Origin of the sequence: Streptodolium elevatio, assembly GCF_040649515.1 — a bacterium.
Lineage (GTDB): Bacteria > Actinomycetota > Actinomycetes > Streptomycetales > Streptomycetaceae > Yinghuangia > Yinghuangia elevatio.
This window is the reverse complement of the sequence record NZ_JBEZFP010000004.1, coordinates 13,257-32,905: the sequence shown is the minus strand read 5'-3', so window position 1 is coordinate 32,905 and position 19,649 is coordinate 13,257. Positions and strand designations below refer to the sequence as shown.

Genomic DNA, 19,649 nt, shown 5'->3' with positions numbered 1-19,649 from the left:
TCGTCCCCACCTGCGGACCGTGCTCCGACCACGACTTCCCCCACGGCGCCTCCTCGTACCTGTGACGGCGTCGTCCGGCGTGCCGGCGCGCTGCCATCCGTCCATCGTCATGCTTCTCGTATCGGCACGCATCACGTGCCGGGTAGGCGCGCCTGGAAGTCCCGGTCCCGCGGCCGCGAGCGTACACGCCGACGGACCAGGATCACCGGAACGGCACCCGCCACCCCCATAACGACCGGGACCGTCGGGAGAACCGCAGCTGTATTGCCAGGATTGGTAAATTTCCCGGCACCCTCGAACGTCTTCGGGACCGGCAGTCCGCGCCATCTGCTCACCGGCCACGCGACCGTGAAAGCCCGCCCGACCACGTCGTTCTCGGAGATCGTGCCCTGGTACGGACGGTCCTGGTGGGCGCGGGAGTCGGAGGAGTCGCCGCGGTGGTCGCCCATCACCCACAGCCGCCCCTTCGGCACCTTGACCGAGAACGGCAGGTTCGACGGGGCGTCGCCGGGATAGACGTACGGCTCGTCCAGCGGCACGCCGTTCACCGTCACGCGTCCCGTCGCGTCGCAGCACGCCACCGTGTCGCCGCCGACCCCGATGACCCGCTTGATGAGGTCTTGCTCGTCGTCCGACGGCAACAGTCCCACAAAGACCATGGCCTGCTTGAGCTGCTTCACACCGGGCGGCGGGTCGGACTTCTGCTTCCGGCTGAGCCAGCCGCCCGGGTCCTTGAAGACGACGACCTCGCCGCGCTGCGGCTTCGCGCCGAACCACGGCGTGAACTTGTCGACGAGCACCCGGTCGCCGATGCCGATCGTCGTCTGCATCGAACCCGAAGGGATGAAGAACGCCTGTACGAAGAAGGTCTTGATGACCAGCGCGAGTATCACCGCCACCACGACCAGCAGCGGCAGTTCGCGCAGCAGCGACACCGGACGGTCCTTGCGGCGCCAGCGCCGCCGGGGAGTGCGCCCGCGCGCGGCGGCGCGGCCGCGGTAGGGCTCCCGCGCCGCACCGGGCGACACCGCGCGCAGTTGGGCCGTCGCCTCGGGGTCCGGAGATGTCGGGGCGATGCCGGCGACCTCGGGCTCGGCGACCTCGGGCTCGGCGGACGCGGAATCCGCGGGGCGCGGAATCGCGCCTTCGTGGGGCCTGACAGCGGAAGGACCACCCGTACGAGGGACACCGCCCGGGACTCCGTCGCGCGCAACCCCGTTGCGAGGCACCGAGGACGGCCCGGGCGGCGCCGACCCGGCAGCCGTCGCCCCGGGCTCCGCCGGTCCGGCCTCCGTCGCACCCGTCCGCTCGCGCCCGCCCGAAAACCGTGACTCGCGGGGCTTTCCCCGCTTACCCACGGCCCGGGACCAACGCGGGCTCCTGCCGACCGATGCCGGGCTGCGAGAACGTCGAAGGCCGGTCGACCCCGCCCATCCGGCCGAAGGGCCAGATGATCCAGTCCACCCGCCCGACGACGCGGTCCTCCGGGACGAAGCCGCCACCCGGAGCGGCAATGTGCTCGCGTGAATCGGCGGAATTGGCACGGTGGTCGCCCATGACCCACAACTCGCCCTTGGGCACGATCACATTGAAGGGCATCGCCGAGGGCACGTTGCCGGGATAGAGGTAGCCGGTCTCGTCGAGCGGCACACCGTTGACCGTCACACGCCCTTGTGCGTCGCAGCAGATGACGTGGTCGCCGCCGACCCCGATGACGCGTTTGACGAAGTCGGTCTCGTCGGAGTCGCCGAACCCGAACATCGAGCCGACGCCCTCGAACGCCTTGCCGAACGGGTTCGAGGAATGGCCCTTGCCCTCGTCGGTGAAGATGCCGGTCCCGTCGAACACCACGACGTCACCGCGCTGCGGCCGGTCGCCGAAGGTGTACGCGAGCTTGTTGACGAGAACGCGGTCGCCGACTTCAAGCGTGTGCTCCATGGAGCCGCTGGGGATCACGAACGGCTGCGCGACGTAGGAGTGCAGCACGACGACGACCAGCAGGCCGAACGCGAGCATGAGCGGCAGCTCCACCCAGGCGGGCAGCCGTCTGCGTCGGCCCTCGGATTCGTCGTCCTCGTCCTCGTCGGTGTCGTCGTCCGCCTCGTGTTCGGGGGCAGTAGGCCGTACCTCGTCCGCGGTCCGGCGCTTGGCACCTGGCGGAGCGGTCTTCTCGGGATCGGGCGCGGAAGCGGGCGCGTCGGTCGAAGGCGCCTTGGAGAGAACGACCTTGGGCGCGGCCGCCTTCGTGGCGCCGTCCGGCCCGGCCGGAGCCGCCGAACGCCCAGGTGTGGCGGGCCGCGCGGCGCGAAGCTGCGCGGTGCGGTCGACAACACGGGTCTCGTCCGCGGGGTCGGTGGCGCTTGCCTCGGAGGGTTTGGAGGGCTGGGAGGTCTTGGGCCGGACCGACGCACCGGCAGACGCCGACGGTCCGGCACCGCCGTCACCCGTTCCTGGGGCAGTTCGTGAAGCAGTTCGTGGGCCCGCCGCGGGACGCCGGTCGGCACCCGGCGTACGACGAGGCGGCGCGTCATCCGCGTCGCCGGGGGCACGCGGACCGCGTTCCGTGCCCGGCGCCCCGGACTTGTCCTCGGTCTTGGCCGAATCCTCCGGGGACACCCGGGAATCCGCATCAGCGGCCCCGGACTTCCCGGGCTTGGGCGGCGACTTCGTACGCTCGGCGGCGGACGCGGCCCCCTTCTCCGGTGTCTCACCGGCGCCCGATGCCGGGGTCTGATCGGCAGCCTTGCGCGAACCCGAGGGGGACGTACGGGAATCCGCTTCCGAAGCCGCCGAATCGGTGGCGGCCGCGAATGCCGAACCGCCAAGCTGCCCGGGCCTGGGAGCACGCAGCCGCACAGTACGGTCGCCGGCACCCGCCGCATCGCCGCTGTCGGACTTGCGGTCGGCTGTCTGCTTGGTGGGACGGGTCGCCCCCGCGGGTCGAGGCGCGCGCAGTTGCACGGTGCGGTCGACGGGCTCCACGGTCTCGACGGGATTGGCCTCGTCACCTGTGCCGGGCTTGTCACCGCGACTTGGCTTGCTGCCTGGCGTCTGCTTCGCGGGCGGCTTCGTACCCTCGTCGCCGGGGGCGGCGGCCTTGCCGGTCGGCTCCCCGCCGCCACCGGCAGGGGGCGGCGGAAGGGCCCGCAACTGAGCGGTGCGTTCACCGGCGCGCGGCGGCCGGGGAGCGCCGCCCGGCGGCGGGGCGGCTTCGCCCGCCGCCTCGGCCTCGGCCTCGGTGTCCGCGGCGTCGGCAGTCCGCTTCTTGGCCGCGGTTGCCGCCGACTTCTTGTTCGGCGCGGACCGGCCGGCGGGCGTCGGGGCACCCGGTGCGGGGCGCGCGGCGCGCAGTTGGGCGGTGCCGTCGGGGCCGTCGGGGCCGGAGTCGGCAGGCGGCGGCTCACCCGTCCGCGGGGCCGGGGGCTCCTGGGCATGCGTCGGCCGCGGCTCCGCGCGCTCCTCGGAGGGAGCGCCGGTGGAGGTGTCCACCGTGGAGCCGCGGCCGGTGTCCGGTGTGGCGGGTCGCGGGGTCTTCCCCGTGTCGACCGTGCGCGCTGCTTCGTCCATTGCGAAGGAGCCTAACGGGCAGGTCGGCCCGCCTACTCGGGACTAGACCGTGGTACGGCCGGCGGCGTCGCGCTTCTCCTTGATCTTCGCGGCCTTGCCGCGCAGGTCACGCATGTAGTACAGCTTCGCGCGGCGGACGTCGCCGCGGGTCACGACCTCGATCTTCTCGATCACCGGCGTGTGCACCGGGAAGGTGCGCTCGACGCCGACGTTGTAGCTGACCTTGCGGACCGTGAAGGTCTCGCGGACGCCGGCGCCCTGGCGACGGAGCACGAAGCCCTGGAAGACCTGGACGCGGGACTTGTTGCCTTCGATGACGCGGACGTGCACCTTGAGGGTGTCGCCGGCCCGGAAGGCCGGGATGTCGTCGCGCAGGGAGGCTGCGTCGAGGCCGTCGATGATGTTGGCCATGGTGGCGTCGCTTTCTCGCGGGTGCCACAGGTCACCCACGGCATGTCGTGGTGTCTACGAAGAGAGGGCCGTCGACCTTCGCGGTGGTACTCCCCCTGTGGCAGGGGCACCCCCGGCGCCCCCGCGGTTGGAGCGCGGCGCCGGATCAGGTCGTACGGCAACAGCTGTTCAGTCTGCCACAGGGGTGGCGTCCGGAGAAAACCGGCCGTCCCGCTCCGTCCACCCGAGAGCCGCCAAAGCGGCCCGGTCGTGCTTGTCGACGTCCCCGGACGTTAGGCGTTCCAGCAGGTCAGGGCGATTTTCCGCGGTCCGGCGCAGGGCCTGGTCGCGGCGCCACCGGGCAATCGCGCCGTGGTTCCCGGACAGCAGTACGGGCGGCACCTCGCGCCCCCGCCACTCGGCCGGCTTCGTGTAGACCGGCCCTTCGAGCAGGTTCGCCATGGCCCCCGGCGCGAACGAATCGTCGCGTACCGACTCCGCGTTGCCCAGCACGCCGGGCAGCAGCCGGGCGACGGCCTCGACCATCACCAGGACGGCGACCTCGCCGCCCGCGAGCACGTAGTCGCCGATGGAGACCTCGTCCACGCGCATCCGCGTGGCGGCGTCCTCGATGACCCGGCGGTCGATGCCCTCGTAGCGCGCGGGGGCGAAGAGCAGCCAGGGCTCGGAAGCGAGTTCGACGGCAAGCTCCTGTGTGAACGGCCGCCCCGACGGTGTCGGCACGATCAGCCGCGGCACCCCCTCGCCGTCCGGCGGCGCGACCGCTTCGAGTGCGGCCGCCCACGGCTCGGGCTTCATGACCATGCCCGGGCCGCCGCCGTAAGGCGTGTCGTCGACCGTGCGGTGCACGTCGTGGGCCTGGTCGCGCAGTTGGTGCAGGCGTACGTCCAGCAGCCCCTTCGCCCGCGCCTTGCCGACCAGCGAGACGTCGAGCGGCGCCAGGTACTCCGGGAAGATCGAGACGACGTCGATCCTCATGACCGGGGCTCCGCGCCCGGTTCCCCGCCCGGTTCCCCATCCGAGTCGCCCTCGTCGCCGTCGGGGGTGTCACCGTCCGCGGCGTCGCCGTCGCGCGAGGACGCCACCTCCGCCTCGTCCGGGTCGATCAGCCCCGGCGGCGGCGTGACCACGAGCCGCTGCTCCTCGAGGTCGATCTCGGGCACGATCTCCTCGACGAACGGCACCATGACCTCGCGCCCGTCCGGCCGCACGACGATGAGCAGGTCCTGCGACGGAAGGTGCGCGATCTCGCGTACCTCGCCGATCTCGGTCCCGTCGGCCAGCACGACGTCCAGCCCGACGAGCTGGTGGTCGTAGAACTCCTCGGGGTCCTCCGGGAGTTCGTCGGGGTCGATCTCCGCGATGAGGAGCACGTTGCGCAGCGCCTCGGCGGCGGTCCGGTCCGCGACGCCCTCGAACGACAGCAGCAGCCGTCCGCTGTGCACCTTGCCCGCGGCGATGGTCAGCGGCCCCGCGGACGGCGGGTCGGTCATCAGCACCGCGCCCGGCGCGAGCCGCAATTCCGGCTCGTCCGTGCGCACCTCGACGCTGACCTGTCCCCGGATGCCGTGGGCCCGGCCGATGCGGGCAACCACCAACTGCACTGTTATCTCCTCAACGGGGCACTTCGCGGAGCGGCACGCGGGCGAAGCGATTCACGGGCGAAGCGAAGGGGCCAGGGGAAAAGGACCGGGGAACGAAGGAAAAAGGGCGGCCCTCCACATCGCTTGCACAGATGTGGAGGGCCGCCCATAGCGCTTGACGCGCGCCGGGTGCTTCTTCAGCGCACCTGGTCGACGTCGACGAGGTCGACGCGGACTCCCCGGCCGCCCAGGGCGGTCACGACGGTACGCAGCGCCCGAGCCGTACGCCCACCGCGCCCGATGACCTTGCCCAGGTCGTCGGGGTGGACACGGACCTCGAGGATGCGGCCGCGGCGCAGATTGCGCGCGCGGACCTTCACGTCGTCCGGGTTCTCGACGATGCCCTTGACCAAATGCTCGAGGGCCTCCTCGAGCATGGTCAGCCCTCGCTCGGCGCCGACTCGGCGGCCTCGGCGGCGGGAGCGGCGTCGGCCGCGGGGGCCTCGGCCTTCTTCTCCTTCTTCGCCTTCGGCGTGGTGGCGCCGTCCTTCGGCTCGTCCGCGGCTTCCTTGGCGGCAGCCTCGAACAGGGTCTTCTTGTCGGTCTTCGGCGCGGCGACCTTCAGCGCGTTCTCCGGAGCCGGCAGGCCCTTGTGCTTCTGCCAGTCGCCGGTGAGCTTGAGGAGCACGGCGACCGCGTCGGTCGGCTGGGCGCCGACGCCGAGCCAGTACTGCGCCCGGTCGGAGTCGACCTCGATACGCGAGGGGTTCTCCATCGGGTGGTAGATACCGATCTCCTCGATCGCGCGACCGTCACGCTTGGTGCGGGCGTCGGCGACGACGATGCGGTAGTGCGGGCTCCGGATCTTGCCCAGGCGCTTCAGCTTGATCTTGACTGCCACGAGAGTGGTGTCTCCTGCATCTTGACGTGGGTGAGCGACCGCGTCGTCACGTGGGGACATGCGACCGGCCGGTCAGTGGACACGAAGTCATGCGGAGAGAGGGTCCGACGATGCTCCGGGTACTCAGCGGGCCATTCTGCCAGACATGCCGCCGGGATCCCAAACCGCGCCGACCCCCTCACCCCCGCGGTCCGGGTCAGTAGGCGCGGGCCAGGATCGCCACGTTGCCGGCCTGGTCCTCGGCGTCCGGCACCCCGCCGTCGGCGGTCACCAGGCAGCGCACCGAGACGCCCTGCTCGGCGAGCTTCGCCTCGCCCTCGGCCCCGAGGTCGGCCCACGGCATGCGCGCCCACCCGGTCGACGCGGCCTCGACCGCCTCGCCGATCGAGGTGACGTCGGCGGTACGCGCGACGCGGCGCTCACGCGACTGCGCGAGCAGCAGCGCCTGGTCCTCGTCCAGCACGGTCGCGACCGTCTCGACGACCGTGTCGAGCGCCACCGGGCTCTTGCCGCCCGCGATCCGGCGGGCCAGCATCGCGGTGCCGCCCTCCAGGTCGCGCGGCCCGATCTCGAGCCGGATCGGCACGCCCTTGAGCTCCCAGTCGACCGCGCGGCGGCCGAAGGGGGTGTCCGTCTTGTCGTCCACGACGACGCGTACCCCGGCGGCCTTGAGGCGGTCGCCGAGCGCCCGCACCGCGTCGACCACCGCGTCGTCGCCCTTGATGGCCATGACCACGACCTGGACCGGGGCGAGGCGCGGCGGGACGCGCAGGCCGTTGTCGTCGCCGTGGCTCATGATGAGGCCGCCGACCATGCGGGTGCTGGCGCCCCACGAGGTCTGCCAGACGTACTCGCGCTCGCCGGTGTCCGCCAGGTACTGCGTGTTGAAGGCCTTGGCGAAGTTCTGCCCGAGCTCGTGCGACGTGCCCATCTGGAGGGCCTTGCCGTCGCCCATCATGCCTTCGAGCGTCAGGGTGTTGATGGCGCCCGCGAAACGCTCGCGCGCGGTCTTCCGGCCGAGCACGACGTCGATGGCGAGCACGTTGCGCATGAAGTCGTCGTACACGTGGCGGTGGATGCGTGTGGCGTACGCACGCGCGTCCTCGTACGTGGCGTGCGCGGTGTGGCCTTCCTGCCACAGGAACTCGGTCGTCCGCAGGAAGATGCGCGGCCGAAGCTCCCAACGCACCACGTTTGCCCACTGGTTGATGAGCAGCGGCAGGTCGCGGTACGACTGCACCCACTTCGAGAAGTACTCGTTGATGATCGTCTCGGACGTCGGCCGCACGACGACCGGCTCCTCCAGCTGCTTGCCGCCGCCGTGCGTGACGACCGCCAGCTCGGGGCTGAAGCCCTCGACGTGCTCGGCCTCGCGCGTGAGGTAGTTCTCCGGGATGAACATCGGGAAGTACGCGTTCTGCGCCCCGGCGTCCTTGATACGGGCGTCGACCTCGGACTGCATCCGCTCCCACAGCGAGTAGCCGTACGGTCGGATGACCATGGTGCCGCGCACCGGCCCGTTGTCCGCCAGTTCGGCCTTGCCGATCAGGTCCTGGTACCAGCGCGGAAAATCGTCCGCCTGGGGGGTGAGGATGGGAGCCTTTGCCATGAGGCCACATGGTACGGGCATCCCGGTCGCCGTCCGAACCCGATGGCCCGCGCGGCTCAGCCGAGCCCCGGCCACTCCTCCGCGGTCATCGCGAACCGCTCGTGGTCGCGCCACGCGCCGTTGATGTGGATCATGCGCGGCGAGAAACCCTCGTGCCGGAACCCGAGCCGTTTGGCGAGTGCGATCGAACGCTCGTTGCCCGGCTGCACGTTGACCTCCAACCGGTGCAGCTCCAGCCCGCCGCGCGAGGCGGGGGCGAAGCAGCGGTTCACGACCAGGGCGAGGCCCTCGCTCATGCGGCCGGTCCCGGCGTACGGCAGGTACGCGTCGTAGCCGATCGTCGCGTTGCGGAACCCGCCGCGCACGATGTTGGCGACGTTGATCTTGCCCGCGAGGCCGCCGTCCGCGAGGTCGACGACGAAGAACGTGCGCATCGTCGCGCCCTGGGCCGCGAGGATCTCCGGGAACCCGTCGGGCCGCGCCGGGTTCCACGCGGTGATGTGCTCCATCGACCGCAGGACCGCGGCCCGGTACGCGGCGGCGTCCTCGTCCCGCACCGGCCTGATCCCGACCCGGTAGCCCGGACGCGTGTAGGCGGCCGTCACGTGACGCCGCCCGGGACGGGAAGTACGGGAAGTGCCATGGCCGTCGCCCGGACTACTTCAGGTAGTCCTCGAAGCCCTTCGGGAGTTCGAAGTCCGACGGGTCCGCGGCGCCGTCGCCCGGCAGCTGGAAGGCACTGGCGGCACGCTCCTCGCGGCGCTGCGCCGCGGCGAGCTCCTCCTGCTTGCGCTTCATCGGGTTGCCCGACTGGCGCTTGCCCTTGGCCTGCTTGGGTGCCTTGCCCTTCTTGCGGGCACCGCCGCCGCCGGGCATGCCCGGCATCCCGGGGAAGCCGCCGCCGCGCGCCATCGACGTCATCATCTTGCGGGCCTCGAAGAACCGCTCGATGAGGTTGTTGACCTCGGTGACCGTGCAGCCGGAGCCCTTGGCGATACGCGCGCGGCGCGACCCGTTGACGATCTTCGGGTCGTCGCGCTCGCCGGGGGTCATCGACTTGATGATGGCCGCGACCCGGTCGAGGTCGCGGTCGTCGATGCTGTCGATCTGCTCCTTCATCTGCCCCATCCCGGGCAGCATGCCGAGCAGCTTGGAGATGGACCCCATCTTCTTGACCTGCTCCATTTGCTGGAGGAAGTCGTCGAGGGTGAAGTCCTTGCCGCCCTTCTGGATCTTCTCGGCGGCCTTGAGCGCGAGGTCGGCGTCGTACTTCTGCTCGGCCATCTCGATGAGGCTGAGCATGTCGCCCATGCCGAGGATGCGCGACGCCATGCGGTCCGGGTGGAACGCGTCGAAGTCGTCGAGCTTCTCGCCGTTGGAGGCGAACATGACCTGGCGGCCGGTCACCTGGGCGACGGACAGCGCGGCACCGCCGCGCGCGTCGCCGTCGAGCTTGGAGAGCACCACGCCGTCGAAGCCGACGCCGTCGAGGAACGCCTGCGCGGTGGTGACCGCGTCCTGGCCGATCATCGCGTCGACGACGAACAGGATCTCGTCCGGGCTCACCGCGTCGCGGATGTCCGCGGCCTGCTGCATCATCTCGGCGTCGATGCCGAGGCGGCCGGCGGTGTCGACGACGACCACGTCGTACTGCTTCTCGCGGGCGTACTCGATCGAGTCGCGGGCGACCTTGACCGGGTCGCCGACGCCGTTGCCGGGCTCGGGGGCGTAGACCGCGACGCCCGCCCGCTCGGCCACGACGCTGAGCTGGTTGACCGCGTTGGGCCGCTGGAGGTCGCACGCGACCAGCAGCGGCGAGTGCTTCTGGGTCTTGAGCCACTTGCCGAGCTTGCCGGCGAGGGTGGTCTTGCCCGCGCCCTGCAGGCCGGCGAGCATGATCACGGTCGGCGCGGTCTTCGCGAAACGCAGCCGCCGCGTCTCGCCGCCGAGGATGCGGACCAGTTCCTCGTTGACGATCTTGACGATCTGCTGCGCGGGGTTCAGCGCCTGCGACACCTCGGCACCGCGCGCCCGCTCCTTGACGTGCGCCACGAACTCGCGCACGACGGGCAGCGCCACGTCGGCCTCGAGCAGCGCGACCCGGATCTCCCGGGCGGTGGCGTCGATGTCGGCCTCGGAGAGGCGACCCTTGCCACGGAGGTTCTTGAAGGTCGCTGCGAGGCGGTCGGAAAGAGTGTCGAACACGTCGGCAGAGGTCCTTCGTCGCGAGAGTTGGGGTTGCGGTCCGCTCCAGCCTACCCGGGGACCGCTCGGGAACGTCCCGAGCGGTCCGGCCGATTCCGGCCGGGTGCCCGGCCCGCGGTCAGGCCAGGGCTTTCTCCAGGCTCTTGGCCAACTGCCGGGCCGCGTCGGCGGCCAGCGGCTCCCCGTCGCCGCCCACCACGTAGAACGCGTCGACCGCGTCCGCACCGTGCGTGCTCACGCGCGCCTGCCGCACGCTCACGTGGGCGTCGGCGAGCGCCTTGCCGATGCGGTGCAGCAGGCCCGGCCCGTCGTGGGCGCGCACCTCCAGAACAGTGGCCGTCTCGGACGCGCCGTGCACGACCTCCACGCGCGGGGGCGCGGGGGTGGTGCCGCGCCGGGGCGCGTACGCCGCCTCGCGCCGCGCGAGCTTGCCCGCCACGTCGAGCCCGCCGTCCAGCGCGCGCCGCACGTCCTCGCGGACCGCGGCGGGGTCGGGCAGGGACCCGAACTCGGTCTCGACGGTCCACACCGTGATGGCCGTGCCGTCCACGACGTCGGCGACCGCCGAGCGCACGGTGAGCCGGTGCAGGGCCAGCACGCCCGCGGCGAGCGACAGCAGCCCGACCCGGTCCGGTGCCGCGACGGTGACCTCGGCGCCGTACGACAGCGGTTCCAGCGTGACCGCGAAGCCGCCCGCGCCGGCCCGTTCGAACTGCTCGGCCAGGCGTACCCGCGCGGTGTCGATCGGCTGCCCGACCGCCGCCGGACGGCCCACCAGCACCGCCCGCGCCCGCGCGACCAGGTCGCGGCACAGCGCGTCCCGCCAGTCGCTCCAGGCGGCCGGGCCGGTCGCGGCGGCGTCCGCCTCGGTGAGGGCGTGCAGCAGCTCCAGCGTCTCCACACTGCCGATGGCCTCGGCGAACGCCGAGACCGTGACCGGGTCGTCCAGGTCGCGGCGGGTCGCGGTGTCGACGAGCAGCAGGTGGTGCCGGACCAGGGTGGCGATGACGTCGACGTCGTCCTTGGGGAAGCCCATGCGGGCGGCCGCCTCGCGGGCGATGACCTCGCCGCTGACGCTGTGGTCGCCCGGCCAGCCTTTGCCGACGTCGTGCAGCAGCGCGGCCACCAGCAGAAGGTCGGGCCGCGACACGCGGCGGGTGTGCGCGGCGGCCTGGATGGCCGCCTCGACGAGGTGGCGGTCGACGGTGAAGCGGTGCACGGCGTTGCGCTGCGGGCGGCAGCGCACCCGCTCCCAGTCCGGCAGCAGCCGGGTGACCAGGCGCTTGGACTCCATCGCCTCCCACACCGGGAGCGCGCTGCGGCCGGCGCCGAGCAGGGCCACGAAGGATTCGCGCACCGCGGGCGGCCACGGGTCGGGCATCGGGGGGCTCTCCACGGACAGCCGCTCGACCGCGTGCCGGGACAGCGGGAGCCCGGCCTGGGCGGCGGCCGCGGCGGCGCGCAGCAGCAGCCCGGCATCGCGCGAGGGGTTGGCGCCGTGGGCGAGGACGGCCTCGCCGCCGTGCTCGACGACGCCCTCGGCGAGCGGACGGCGCTCGGGGCCGGACGTGCGCCCGCGCAGGACCCGGCGCACGGGTCCGACGCGCGCCGCCAGCACGCGGTTGACCTCGCGCCAGGTGACGTCGAAGGCGTACGACAGGGCGCGCGCCGACTCGGAGACGCGCCGCAGCAGGGTGTCCGCGTCCAGCAGGCCCAGGCCGCGGGCGACGGCGTCCTGCTCCTGCAGCAGCAGGCGGTCCCCGGCCCGGCCGGTGGCCAGATGCAGCGCGTCGCGTACGTCGAGCAGCGTCGCGCGGGCGCTGTCCACCTCCTCGTGCGGCGCGTCGGCGATCCACGAGGCGGCGACGGCGCGCAGTGCGGCCGCGTCGCGCAGCCCGCCGCGGGCCTCCTTGAGGTCCGGTTCGAGGAGGAAGGCCAGCTCGCCGAACTTCTCGGCGCGCTCGTCGCAGGACTCCAGGAGTTCGGGCAGCCGCTTGGGGGCGTTGGTGCGCCAGGCGGTCAGGGCCGCGGTGCGGACCTGACCGGTCAGTTCGACGTCGCCGGCGATGTGCCGGGCGTCCAGCAGGCCGAGGTGTACGCGCAGGTCGTCGTCGGCCGCGCGGCGTGCCTCGTCGGGGGTGCGTACGGAATGGTCGAGGGGCACGCCCGCGTCCCACACGGGGTACCAGACGGAGTCGGCGAGGGCGGCGATGTCGCGGCGGCCGTCGTGCAGCAGCACGACGTCGAGGTCGCTGCCGGGCGACAGTTCGCGTCGGCCGTAGCCGCCGACCGCGACGAGTGCGACGCCCGGCGGGGCTCCTCCGGCCTCGTCCAGGAGGCCGGCGAGCCAGCGGTCGGCCAGCACGGCGTGCGCGCGGCGCCGCTCCCGGCCGGTCTGCGCCTCGGCGCCGAGCAGTTCCTCGCGGTCGCGGGTGTAGCGGACGGTCGACGGGCGGGGTTCCACGACGGGCGGCCCTCCTTGTCGGTGACGGCCCTGATCACCGTAGGTCATGTGCGGTGATCGCTCTCGGTGCCGGGCCGAGGCAGTCGGTGTGCTTCGGCCGACTCGGTCTTCGACGACGCAAGCCCGCCCGCCTGGTGGGCGGTGCGGGCTCGCGTCGCGTTGCGTGCGCTGTCTTGCACGGTCGGACCGGGGTGGCCTAGAGGGCTTCCGGACCGCGTTCACCGGTGCGGACCCGGACGACGCTGTCGACCGGCACCACCCAGGCCTTGCCGTCGCCGATCTTGCCGGTGCGGGCGGCCTTGACGATGACCTCGAGCAGTTCCTCGGCGTCCTCGTCCTCGGTGACGACCTCGATGCGGACCTTGGGTACCAGGTCGACCTGGTACTCCGCGCCCCGGTAGACCTCGGTGTGGCCGCGCTGCCGGCCGTAGCCGCTGGCCTCGGTCACGGTGAGGCCGTGCACCCCGTACGCCTGGAGGGCGTTCTTCACGTCGTCGAGCCGGTGGGGCTTGACGACGGCGGTGATGAGCTTCACGCGTCCACCTTCGTCTCGGTCGTCTCGGTCGCGATACCGGCGCCGGCGCCGACGGTCGCGCTCGGGCGCCCGACCGAGCCGCCCAGGCTCGCGAAGTCGTAGCCGGTCTCGGCGTGCTCGACCTGGTCGATGCCGTTGACCTCGTCGTCCTCGGAGACCCGGAAGCCGATGGTCTTCTGGATCAGCACCGCGATCACGTACGTGGCGACGAAGGAGTACGCGAGCACCGCACCGACCGCGGTGAGCTGCTTCACGAGCTGCTCGGTGCCGCCGCCGTAGAAGAGGCCCTCGGCGTCGCTCTGGATCTTGCCGGTGGCCAGCAGGCCGGGCGCGATCGAGCCGACGATGCCGCCGACCAGGTGGACGCCGACGACGTCGAGCGAGTCGTCGTAGCCGAGCTTGTACTTGAGGCCGACCGCCCAGGCGCAGACCGCACCGGCGACGATGCCGAGCGCGATCGAGCCCATCGGGCTGAGCGCACCACACGCGGGGGTGATGGCGACCAGGCCGGCGACCGCGCCGGACGCGGCGCCCAGCGTGGTGAAGTGGCCGTCGCGGATCTTCTCCAGGGCGAGCCACCCCAGGACCGCGGCCGCGGTGCAGATCTGCGTGTTGATCGCGGCACGTGCGGTGACCCCGTCGGCGCCGAGCCACGAGCCCGCGTTGAAGCCGAACCAGCCGAACCACAGCAGGCCGCAGCCGAGCATCACGAACGGCAGGTTGTGCGGGCGCATCGGGTCGCGCTTGAAGCCGACCCGCTTGCCGACCACGAGGACCAGGGCCAGTGCCGCGATACCCGCGTTGATGTGCACCGCGGTGCCACCCGCGAAGTCGATGACGCCCTTCTTGAACAGCCAGCCGTCCGCGGCCCACACCCAGTGCGCGACCGGGAAGTAGACGATGGTGACCCACAGGGCCACGAAGACCGCCCACGAGACGAACTTGACGCGGTCCGCGACCGCGCCGCTGATCAGTGCGGGCGTGATGATCGCGAACATCAGCTGGAAGATCGCGAAAGCGGTGACGGGGACCGTGTAGCCGTCCCACAGCTCGCTGAGTCCGATGTCGCGCATGCCGTACCAGTCGAGGTTGCCGACCAGTCCGCCGAAGGCGTCCGTGCTGAACGCCATCGAGAACCCGTAAAGCACCCACAGCACGGTCACGACGGCCAGGCAGATGAAGGACATCATCAGCATGTTGAGGACGCTCTTCACGCGGACCATGCCGCCGTAGAAGAACGCCAGCCCGGGCGTCATGAGCATGACCAGTGCGGCGCTCAGGAGTACGAAAGCGGTGTTACCCGTGTCCATACTCTGCCTCTCTTCTCCGTGCCCCGGCCGACCCCCGGGGCTCATGGGAAGGAGCTTCGAGCCGTGAGGTTTCACGGCGTGTCGCCGCGTGTTTCGCACGCGTGACGGTTCTCGCACGAGTGTTTCGGGGACGTGAACGCCTGCGCATGGCCGGATGCGGAGGCCCGGTTCGGCTCCGGAGGGCCCTCGGTGGCGCGGTCGGCGGTGCGGCGGAGGGTACGGACGGCTTCACGCGTACGCGTGCGTATGGAATGACATCGCGTCAGATCCGCCCGCCGAAGCCTAATCGTTACTGGTCAGACGGGATGCGAAAACTCCCACCGGACGGTTGGTAAAGCCTCGACGGGGCGGTGAGACGGATCACCCGAATGCATTGACATTGATCGCACTCACTGCCGTAATTAATCACCGCGCTTAACTGACGGGCCGTCATGGCACGTGTCACCAACCGGAATCGCCCCGTCACCCGGCGCGCGGCCGACGCGACGCACCCCGAGGGGTGCCACGCCGGCACACAGTTCCACAGCCCCGAAATCCTTCCACACCGTCAGCCGACCAGACCTGCGAGAGGGGGTGACGCCGTCGTGTTGCGCCTGCTCGGTCGCAAGGTCCTTCATCTGATACCGGTGTTGTTCCTTGTCACGCTCGCCACCACTGCGATGCCGGACATCATGAAGCTCGGCGATTCGTCCGCAACTCCGGTGGCGCCCTTGCTCACCGCCGACATGACACCTGCGGATGTCAAGGCGCTTGAGCACGACTACGGATTCGACCAGCCGCTGTTCGAGCGCTACGCGCGATGGGTGGGCAACGCCCTCCAAGGCGACCTCGGTACGACGCTGCTCAGCAAGCAACCCGTGATGGACGGGATCAAGGAGCGGTACCCGGTCACGCTGGAGCTCGCGCTGGTCGCGCTGCTGCTCGCGCTGGCGGTGGCCGTCCCGCTGGGCGTCTGGTCCGCGGCCAAGGCGGGCCGCCTGCCGGACAAGATCCTGGGCGGCGTTTCGTCCGGCCTCCTGGCCATCCCGCCGTTCATCAGTTCGATTCTGCTGGTCTACCTGTTCGCGGCCCCCGGAACTCTCGGCCAGGTCTTCCCGAACCAGGGCTGGGAATACGCCTCGGACTCGCTATCGGGCAACATCGAGTATCTGATGCTGCCCGCGATCGTCCTGGCGCTCGCGGAGATCCCACAGTTCCAACGCCTGTTGCGCAGCGACATGCTGGCCACGCTGCAAGAGGACTACATCCTGACGGCGAAGTCCAAAGGGATGTCGTCACCGTACGTCTTGTTCAGACACGCGCTCAGGCCGTCGTCCTTCTCGCTGATCACCATCTCCGGCCTGACCCTCGGCCGCCTCATCGGCGGCACGGTCATCGTGGAGGTCTACTTCAGCATCCCGGGCCTCGGCAAGAACGTCGTCGACGCGATCACGAGCAACGAGGTCGTGGTCGTCCAGGGCACGGTCGTCGTCATCGCGGTCGGCTACGTCCTTCTGAACACGCTGGTCGACATCGCGTACATGCTGATCGACCCGAGAGTGAGGGCGCGATGAGCCTCGTCGAAACCGAGAACAGCCTCGGCCTGACCGATCCGGGCGTCGAGACGCCGGGCGAGGCCGCGGCCGAACGCAAGGGCAAGAAGAAGAAGGCAGGGCTGCTGTGGTGGTTCGCCATCACCTGGCTCTCCCTGGTCGTCCTGATGGTGATCATCGCGGACTTCCTGCCCGCCGCGTACGACCGGCCGATCGGCGACTCCAACCTGTCGCCCTTCCAGGCGTGGCCGGAGTTCCTGGGCACCGACTACCTGGGCCGCAGCACCCTGTCGCGCATCGCGGCGGGCGCCCGGACCTCGTTGATCGTGTCCACGCTCCCGATCGTCAGCGGCGTCGTCATCGGCGGCCTGCTCGGCCTCACCGCGGCGTACTTCCGCGGCATGGCCGAGACCGTGATCGACATCTTCGCGGACGCGCTGCTGGCCTTCCCGCCGCTGCTGCTCCTGCTCATGCTGTCCTCGGTGCTCAAGCCGCCGAGCGTGTGGACCATCACCCTGGGCCTCTCGGTGCTGACCATCCCCGGCTTCTACCGCCTCACCAAGGCCAACGCGATCGCGCAGTCCAAGCGCGAGTACGTGGTGGTGGCCAAGGCGATGGGGGCGAAGCCCGGGCGGATCATGTTCAAGGAGCTCATGCCGAACACCGTCGCGACGATCATGTCGTACGCGGTGATCGTCATGGCGATCATGATCGTCGCGGAAGGCTCGCTGTCGTTCCTCGGCGTCGGTGTCCCCGACCCCGAGCCGAGCTGGGGCGGCATGGTCTACAAGGCGAAGGACTCCCTCGAGGACTACCCCGCCCAGGTGTTCGTCCCCTGTGGCGTGCTCTTCCTGACGGTGTTCTCCCTCAATGTCATCGGCGACCGCCTGCGGGCGAAGTTCGATGTGCGCGACTCCAACCTGTAGTCGGCGCCTCTAGTCAGCCACAGACCCAAGTCTCGACAACGGGACTGTATTCATGGAGCGATTCATGGAACGGAACAAGGACGCACCTGCGTCGGATGTCCCGCTGCTGGAGGTGCAGGACCTCAAGGTTCACCTCAACACCCCGCGCGGCGTTCTCAAGGCGGTCGACGGTGCGTCGTTCCGCATCGGGAAGGGTGAGACCCTGGGCCTGGTCGGCGAGTCCGGCTCCGGCAAGTCGATGCTCGTACGCGCGCTCATGGGCATCAGCCCGGCGATCGCGAAGATCAGCGGCAGCGTGAAACTGGACGGCACCGAACTGGTGGGTATTCCGCGCAAGCAGGCGCGGAAGACCTGGGGCAACGACATCGCCATGGTGTTCCAGGACCCCATGACCTCGCTCAACCCGGTGGTGCTGATCGAGCGTCAGCTCACCGAGTCGATGCGCGAGCACATGGACATCTCCCGGGCGGACGCCAAGACCCGCGCGGTGGATCTCCTCAAGCTGGTCGGCATCCCCGAGCCGGAGAAGCGCGCCAAGCAGTACCCGCACCAGCTCTCCGGCGGCATGCGCCAGCGCGTGACCATCGCGATGGCCCTCGCGTGCGACCCGGAGCTGCTCATCGCGGACGAGGCCACCACGGCACTCGACGTGACCGTGCAGCGGCAGATCCTGGACCTCCTGCAGGAGATCCAGGCGGACCGCGGCATGGGCATGATCCTGGTGAGCCACGACCTCGGCGTCGTGGCCGGGCGTACCGACGAGATCGCGGTCATGTACGCCGGCCGCATGGTGGAGCACTCCCCCACCGAGGAGCTGTTCCAGCACCGCAAGCACCAGTACACCGAGGCCCTGCTCGCCGCGGTGCCGCGCCTGGACGTCCCGAAGGCCCAGCGGCCCAAGCCCATTCCGGGCACGCCGCCGGACCTGGTGACGTTCAAGGGCGGATGCGCTTTCGCGGCACGCTGTGCGGCGTCCGACGACAAGTGCGCGACCGAGCAGCCGCCGATGATCTCGAACGGCAACGCGCGGCACCTGTTCGCGTGCCACCACCCTGTCGGGGGCGGGGCGGCCGAGGCCGAGGCGTCCGACGACGACGCCGCGGCGAAGGCCGACACGAGTCTGACCAAGGAGGTCTCGGCATGACCGCCGGAACCCTGGACGGCGTGGCGCCCGCGCCCGCCCCCAACGAGGACGACGTCCTGCTCACCGTGACGGACCTGGTCCAGCGCTTCCGGGTGCCGGGCGGCGTCATGAACGCGGTGGCAGGCGTCGGCTTCGAACTCAAGCGCGGCCGTACGCTCGGCCTCGTCGGCGAGTCCGGGTGCGGCAAGTCGACGCTTGCCCGGGCGATCCTCCAGCTCACCAAGCCCACCGCCGGCTCCGTGCTGTTCGACGGGCAGGAGCTGACCAAGCTCAACAAGGAAGCGCTGCGCGTCATGCGCCGCCGCATCCAGATGGTGTTCCAGGACCCGATCTCGGCGCTCAACCCGCGCCGCAAGATCAAGGACATCGTCGGCGAGGGCCTGGTCATCGCCGGGGTGCCCAAGGAGGAGGTCGAGCCCCGGGTCGCCGCGATGCTGCGCAAGGTCGGCCTCGACCCGGACCTGGTCTCCGAGCGCCGCCCGCACCAGTTCTCGGGCGGCCAGTGCCAGCGCATCGCCATCGCGCGGGCCATGGTGGTCAACCCCGACCTGCTGATCTGCGACGAGCCGGTCGCCTCGCTCGACGTGTCGGTCCAGGCGCAGGTCCTGGACCTGCTGGACGAGATGAAGGCGTCGACCGGGGTGTCGATGATCTTCGTGGCGCACGACCTCGCGGTGGTCCGCAACATCAGCGACGACGTCGCGGTGATGTACCTGGGGACGATCTGCGAGACCGGGGACACGGACGCGATCTACGACTCGCCGGCGCACCCGTACACGCGGGCGCTCCTCGACGCCGTCCCGGCGCCGAACCCCGGCGCCCAGCACTCAGGCCCGGCACTCAAGGGCGAGATCCCGTCGCCGATGAACCCGCCGAGCGGCTGCCGGTTCCGGACCCGCTGCCCGCTCGCGTCGCCGCGCTGCGGCACCGAGGTCCCGCAGCTGCGCGAGGTGGCCCCGGGCCACCGGGTGGCCTGCCACTACCCGCTGGTCGGGGACGTGGCACCGGAGCTGGTCGAGCTCTCCGCCACGGTGGAGGACACGGCGCCGGAGCCGGCCGACGACACTCCCGAGGCGACGACGGAGACGACGGCCGAGGCGGCAAAGACGGAGGTGTCGAAGCCCGAGGCGTCGAAGACCGAGGCGGGCCCCGAGGTGGAGACCGCCACGGAGACCGCGAGCGGGACGAAGTCCGAGGCCGTTGACGCCGACGCTGCCGACGACGCCCCGAAGGCGGCGGAGGAGCCGGCCGCGAAGGCGGACGGCGAGGCCGCGGCGGAGACGGACGAGAAGGCGACCGAGGCCGCAGGCGAAGCCGCTGACGAGGAGTCCTCGGAAGCGGCCGAGGAGGCTTCCGACCCGCCGGGCAAGTCCGACTCACCGAAAGCCTCCTGACGCCAAGTCAGGACGCCGCTCGACCGCAAGACCGCACCACTGAAGCTGTAACCGCAACATCACCAGCG

17 protein-coding genes are annotated in these 19,649 nt (G+C 71.1%); 4 read left to right on the top strand and 13 right to left on the bottom strand.

Features of this window, described 5'->3' with window-relative positions:
* Positions 1 to 131 precede the first annotated feature (131 nt).
* From lepB (AB0C36_RS02525) to AB0C36_RS02465, 13 genes are all read right to left on the bottom strand, one after another.
* Positions 132 to 1,076, bottom strand: coding sequence for a signal peptidase I (lepB, locus tag AB0C36_RS02525; RefSeq protein ID WP_435838973.1), 945 nt, complete (start codon positions 1,074 to 1,076; stop codon positions 132 to 134).
* A 274-nt stretch (positions 1,077 to 1,350) separates the two neighbouring features.
* On the bottom strand, positions 1,351 to 2,016 hold the full coding sequence (gene lepB, locus AB0C36_RS43180) for a signal peptidase I (protein WP_435838972.1): 666 nt from the start codon (positions 2,014 to 2,016) through the stop codon (positions 1,351 to 1,353).
* A 1,593-nt stretch (positions 2,017 to 3,609) separates the two neighbouring features.
* On the bottom strand, positions 3,610 to 3,978 hold the full coding sequence (gene rplS, locus AB0C36_RS02515) for a 50S ribosomal protein L19 (RefSeq protein WP_358348052.1): 369 nt from the start codon (positions 3,976 to 3,978) through the stop codon (positions 3,610 to 3,612).
* A 168-nt stretch (positions 3,979 to 4,146) separates the two neighbouring features.
* Positions 4,147 to 4,956 (bottom strand): tRNA (guanosine(37)-N1)-methyltransferase TrmD, encoded by an 810-nt coding sequence (gene trmD / locus AB0C36_RS02510; RefSeq protein ID WP_358348050.1) that lies wholly within the window; start codon positions 4,954 to 4,956, stop codon positions 4,147 to 4,149.
* Positions 4,953 to 5,582 (bottom strand): ribosome maturation factor RimM, encoded by a 630-nt coding sequence (rimM, locus tag AB0C36_RS02505; RefSeq protein WP_358348047.1) that lies wholly within the window; start codon positions 5,580 to 5,582, stop codon positions 4,953 to 4,955. Before rimM ends, trmD begins: the two co-directional genes overlap by 4 nt.
* Before the next feature lie 176 nt (positions 5,583 to 5,758).
* Positions 5,759 to 5,998 carry an RNA-binding protein gene (locus AB0C36_RS02500; RefSeq protein WP_235052715.1) on the bottom strand — a complete coding sequence of 80 codons (240 nt, stop codon included), beginning with the start codon at positions 5,996 to 5,998 and terminating at the stop codon, positions 5,759 to 5,761.
* A 2-nt stretch (positions 5,999 to 6,000) separates the two neighbouring features.
* Positions 6,001 to 6,462 carry a 30S ribosomal protein S16 gene (gene rpsP, locus AB0C36_RS02495; RefSeq protein WP_358348044.1) on the bottom strand — a complete coding sequence of 154 codons (462 nt, stop codon included), beginning with the start codon at positions 6,460 to 6,462 and terminating at the stop codon, positions 6,001 to 6,003.
* A gap of 196 nt (positions 6,463 to 6,658) precedes the next feature.
* Positions 6,659 to 8,071 (bottom strand): proline--tRNA ligase, encoded by a 1,413-nt coding sequence (gene proS, locus AB0C36_RS02490; RefSeq protein ID WP_358348041.1) that lies wholly within the window; start codon positions 8,069 to 8,071, stop codon positions 6,659 to 6,661.
* 56 nt (positions 8,072 to 8,127) lie between these two features.
* Positions 8,128 to 8,676, bottom strand: coding sequence for a GNAT family N-acetyltransferase (locus tag AB0C36_RS02485; RefSeq protein WP_358348038.1), 549 nt, complete (start codon positions 8,674 to 8,676; stop codon positions 8,128 to 8,130).
* A gap of 52 nt (positions 8,677 to 8,728) precedes the next feature.
* Complete coding sequence (gene ffh, locus AB0C36_RS02480; protein WP_358348036.1) at positions 8,729 to 10,276, bottom strand: signal recognition particle protein; 1,548 nt, start codon at positions 10,274 to 10,276, stop codon at positions 8,729 to 8,731.
* Between the two features lie 118 nt (positions 10,277 to 10,394).
* On the bottom strand, positions 10,395 to 12,788 hold the full coding sequence (locus AB0C36_RS02475; RefSeq protein WP_435838963.1) for a [protein-PII] uridylyltransferase: 2,394 nt from the start codon (positions 12,786 to 12,788) through the stop codon (positions 10,395 to 10,397).
* A gap of 148 nt (positions 12,789 to 12,936) precedes the next feature.
* Positions 12,937 to 13,275, bottom strand: a complete 339-nt coding sequence (locus AB0C36_RS02470) for a P-II family nitrogen regulator (RefSeq protein WP_358348032.1) — start codon at positions 13,273 to 13,275, stop codon at positions 12,937 to 12,939.
* Positions 13,272 to 14,585, bottom strand: coding sequence for an ammonium transporter (locus tag AB0C36_RS02465; protein WP_358348029.1), 1,314 nt, complete (start codon positions 14,583 to 14,585; stop codon positions 13,272 to 13,274). Before AB0C36_RS02465 ends, AB0C36_RS02470 begins: the two co-directional genes overlap by 4 nt.
* A 626-nt stretch (positions 14,586 to 15,211) precedes the next feature.
* Between AB0C36_RS02465 and AB0C36_RS02460 the strand changes: the two genes are divergently transcribed.
* From AB0C36_RS02460 to AB0C36_RS02445, 4 genes are all read left to right on the top strand, one after another.
* The gene (locus tag AB0C36_RS02460) at positions 15,212 to 16,138 is read left to right on the top strand and encodes an ABC transporter permease (protein WP_358348026.1); all 927 of its coding nucleotides are present in this window, start codon (positions 15,212 to 15,214) and stop codon (positions 16,136 to 16,138) included.
* Positions 16,135 to 17,043 (top strand): ABC transporter permease, encoded by a 909-nt coding sequence (locus tag AB0C36_RS02455; RefSeq protein ID WP_358348024.1) that lies wholly within the window; start codon positions 16,135 to 16,137, stop codon positions 17,041 to 17,043. Before AB0C36_RS02460 ends, AB0C36_RS02455 begins: the two co-directional genes overlap by 4 nt.
* A gap of 64 nt (positions 17,044 to 17,107) precedes the next feature.
* Complete coding sequence (locus AB0C36_RS02450; protein WP_358348021.1) at positions 17,108 to 18,187, top strand: ABC transporter ATP-binding protein; 1,080 nt, start codon at positions 17,108 to 17,110, stop codon at positions 18,185 to 18,187.
* Complete coding sequence (locus tag AB0C36_RS02445) at positions 18,184 to 19,581, top strand: ABC transporter ATP-binding protein (RefSeq protein ID WP_358348018.1); 1,398 nt, start codon at positions 18,184 to 18,186, stop codon at positions 19,579 to 19,581. The genes AB0C36_RS02450 and AB0C36_RS02445 overlap by 4 nt, the downstream gene beginning before the upstream one ends.
* Positions 19,582 to 19,649 lie beyond the last annotated feature (68 nt).

Bases quoted from the DNA above. Each gene is read 5' to 3' on its own strand.
- AB0C36_RS02455 (WP_358348024.1), top strand. From the start codon at position 16,135: ATGAGCCTCGTCGAAACCGAGAACAGCCTCGGCCTGACCGATCCGGGC.
- AB0C36_RS02445 (WP_358348018.1), top strand. From the start codon at position 18,184: ATGACCGCCGGAACCCTGGACGGCGTGGCGCCCGCGCCCGCCCCCAAC.
- AB0C36_RS02450 (WP_358348021.1), top strand. From the start codon at position 17,108: ATGGAACGGAACAAGGACGCACCTGCGTCGGATGTCCCGCTGCTGGAG.
- AB0C36_RS02500 (WP_235052715.1), bottom strand. From the start codon at position 5,998: ATGCTCGAGGAGGCCCTCGAGCATTTGGTCAAGGGCATCGTCGAGAAC.
- AB0C36_RS02475 (WP_435838963.1), bottom strand. From the start codon at position 12,788: ATGACCTACGGTGATCAGGGCCGTCACCGACAAGGAGGGCCGCCCGTC.
- trmD (WP_358348050.1), bottom strand. From the start codon at position 4,956: ATGAGGATCGACGTCGTCTCGATCTTCCCGGAGTACCTGGCGCCGCTC.
- proS (WP_358348041.1), bottom strand. From the start codon at position 8,071: ATGGCAAAGGCTCCCATCCTCACCCCCCAGGCGGACGATTTTCCGCGC.
- rplS (WP_358348052.1), bottom strand. From the start codon at position 3,978: ATGGCCAACATCATCGACGGCCTCGACGCAGCCTCCCTGCGCGACGAC.
- AB0C36_RS02465 (WP_358348029.1), bottom strand. From the start codon at position 14,585: ATGGACACGGGTAACACCGCTTTCGTACTCCTGAGCGCCGCACTGGTC.
- lepB (WP_435838972.1), bottom strand. From the start codon at position 2,016: ATGCTCGCGTTCGGCCTGCTGGTCGTCGTCGTGCTGCACTCCTACGTC.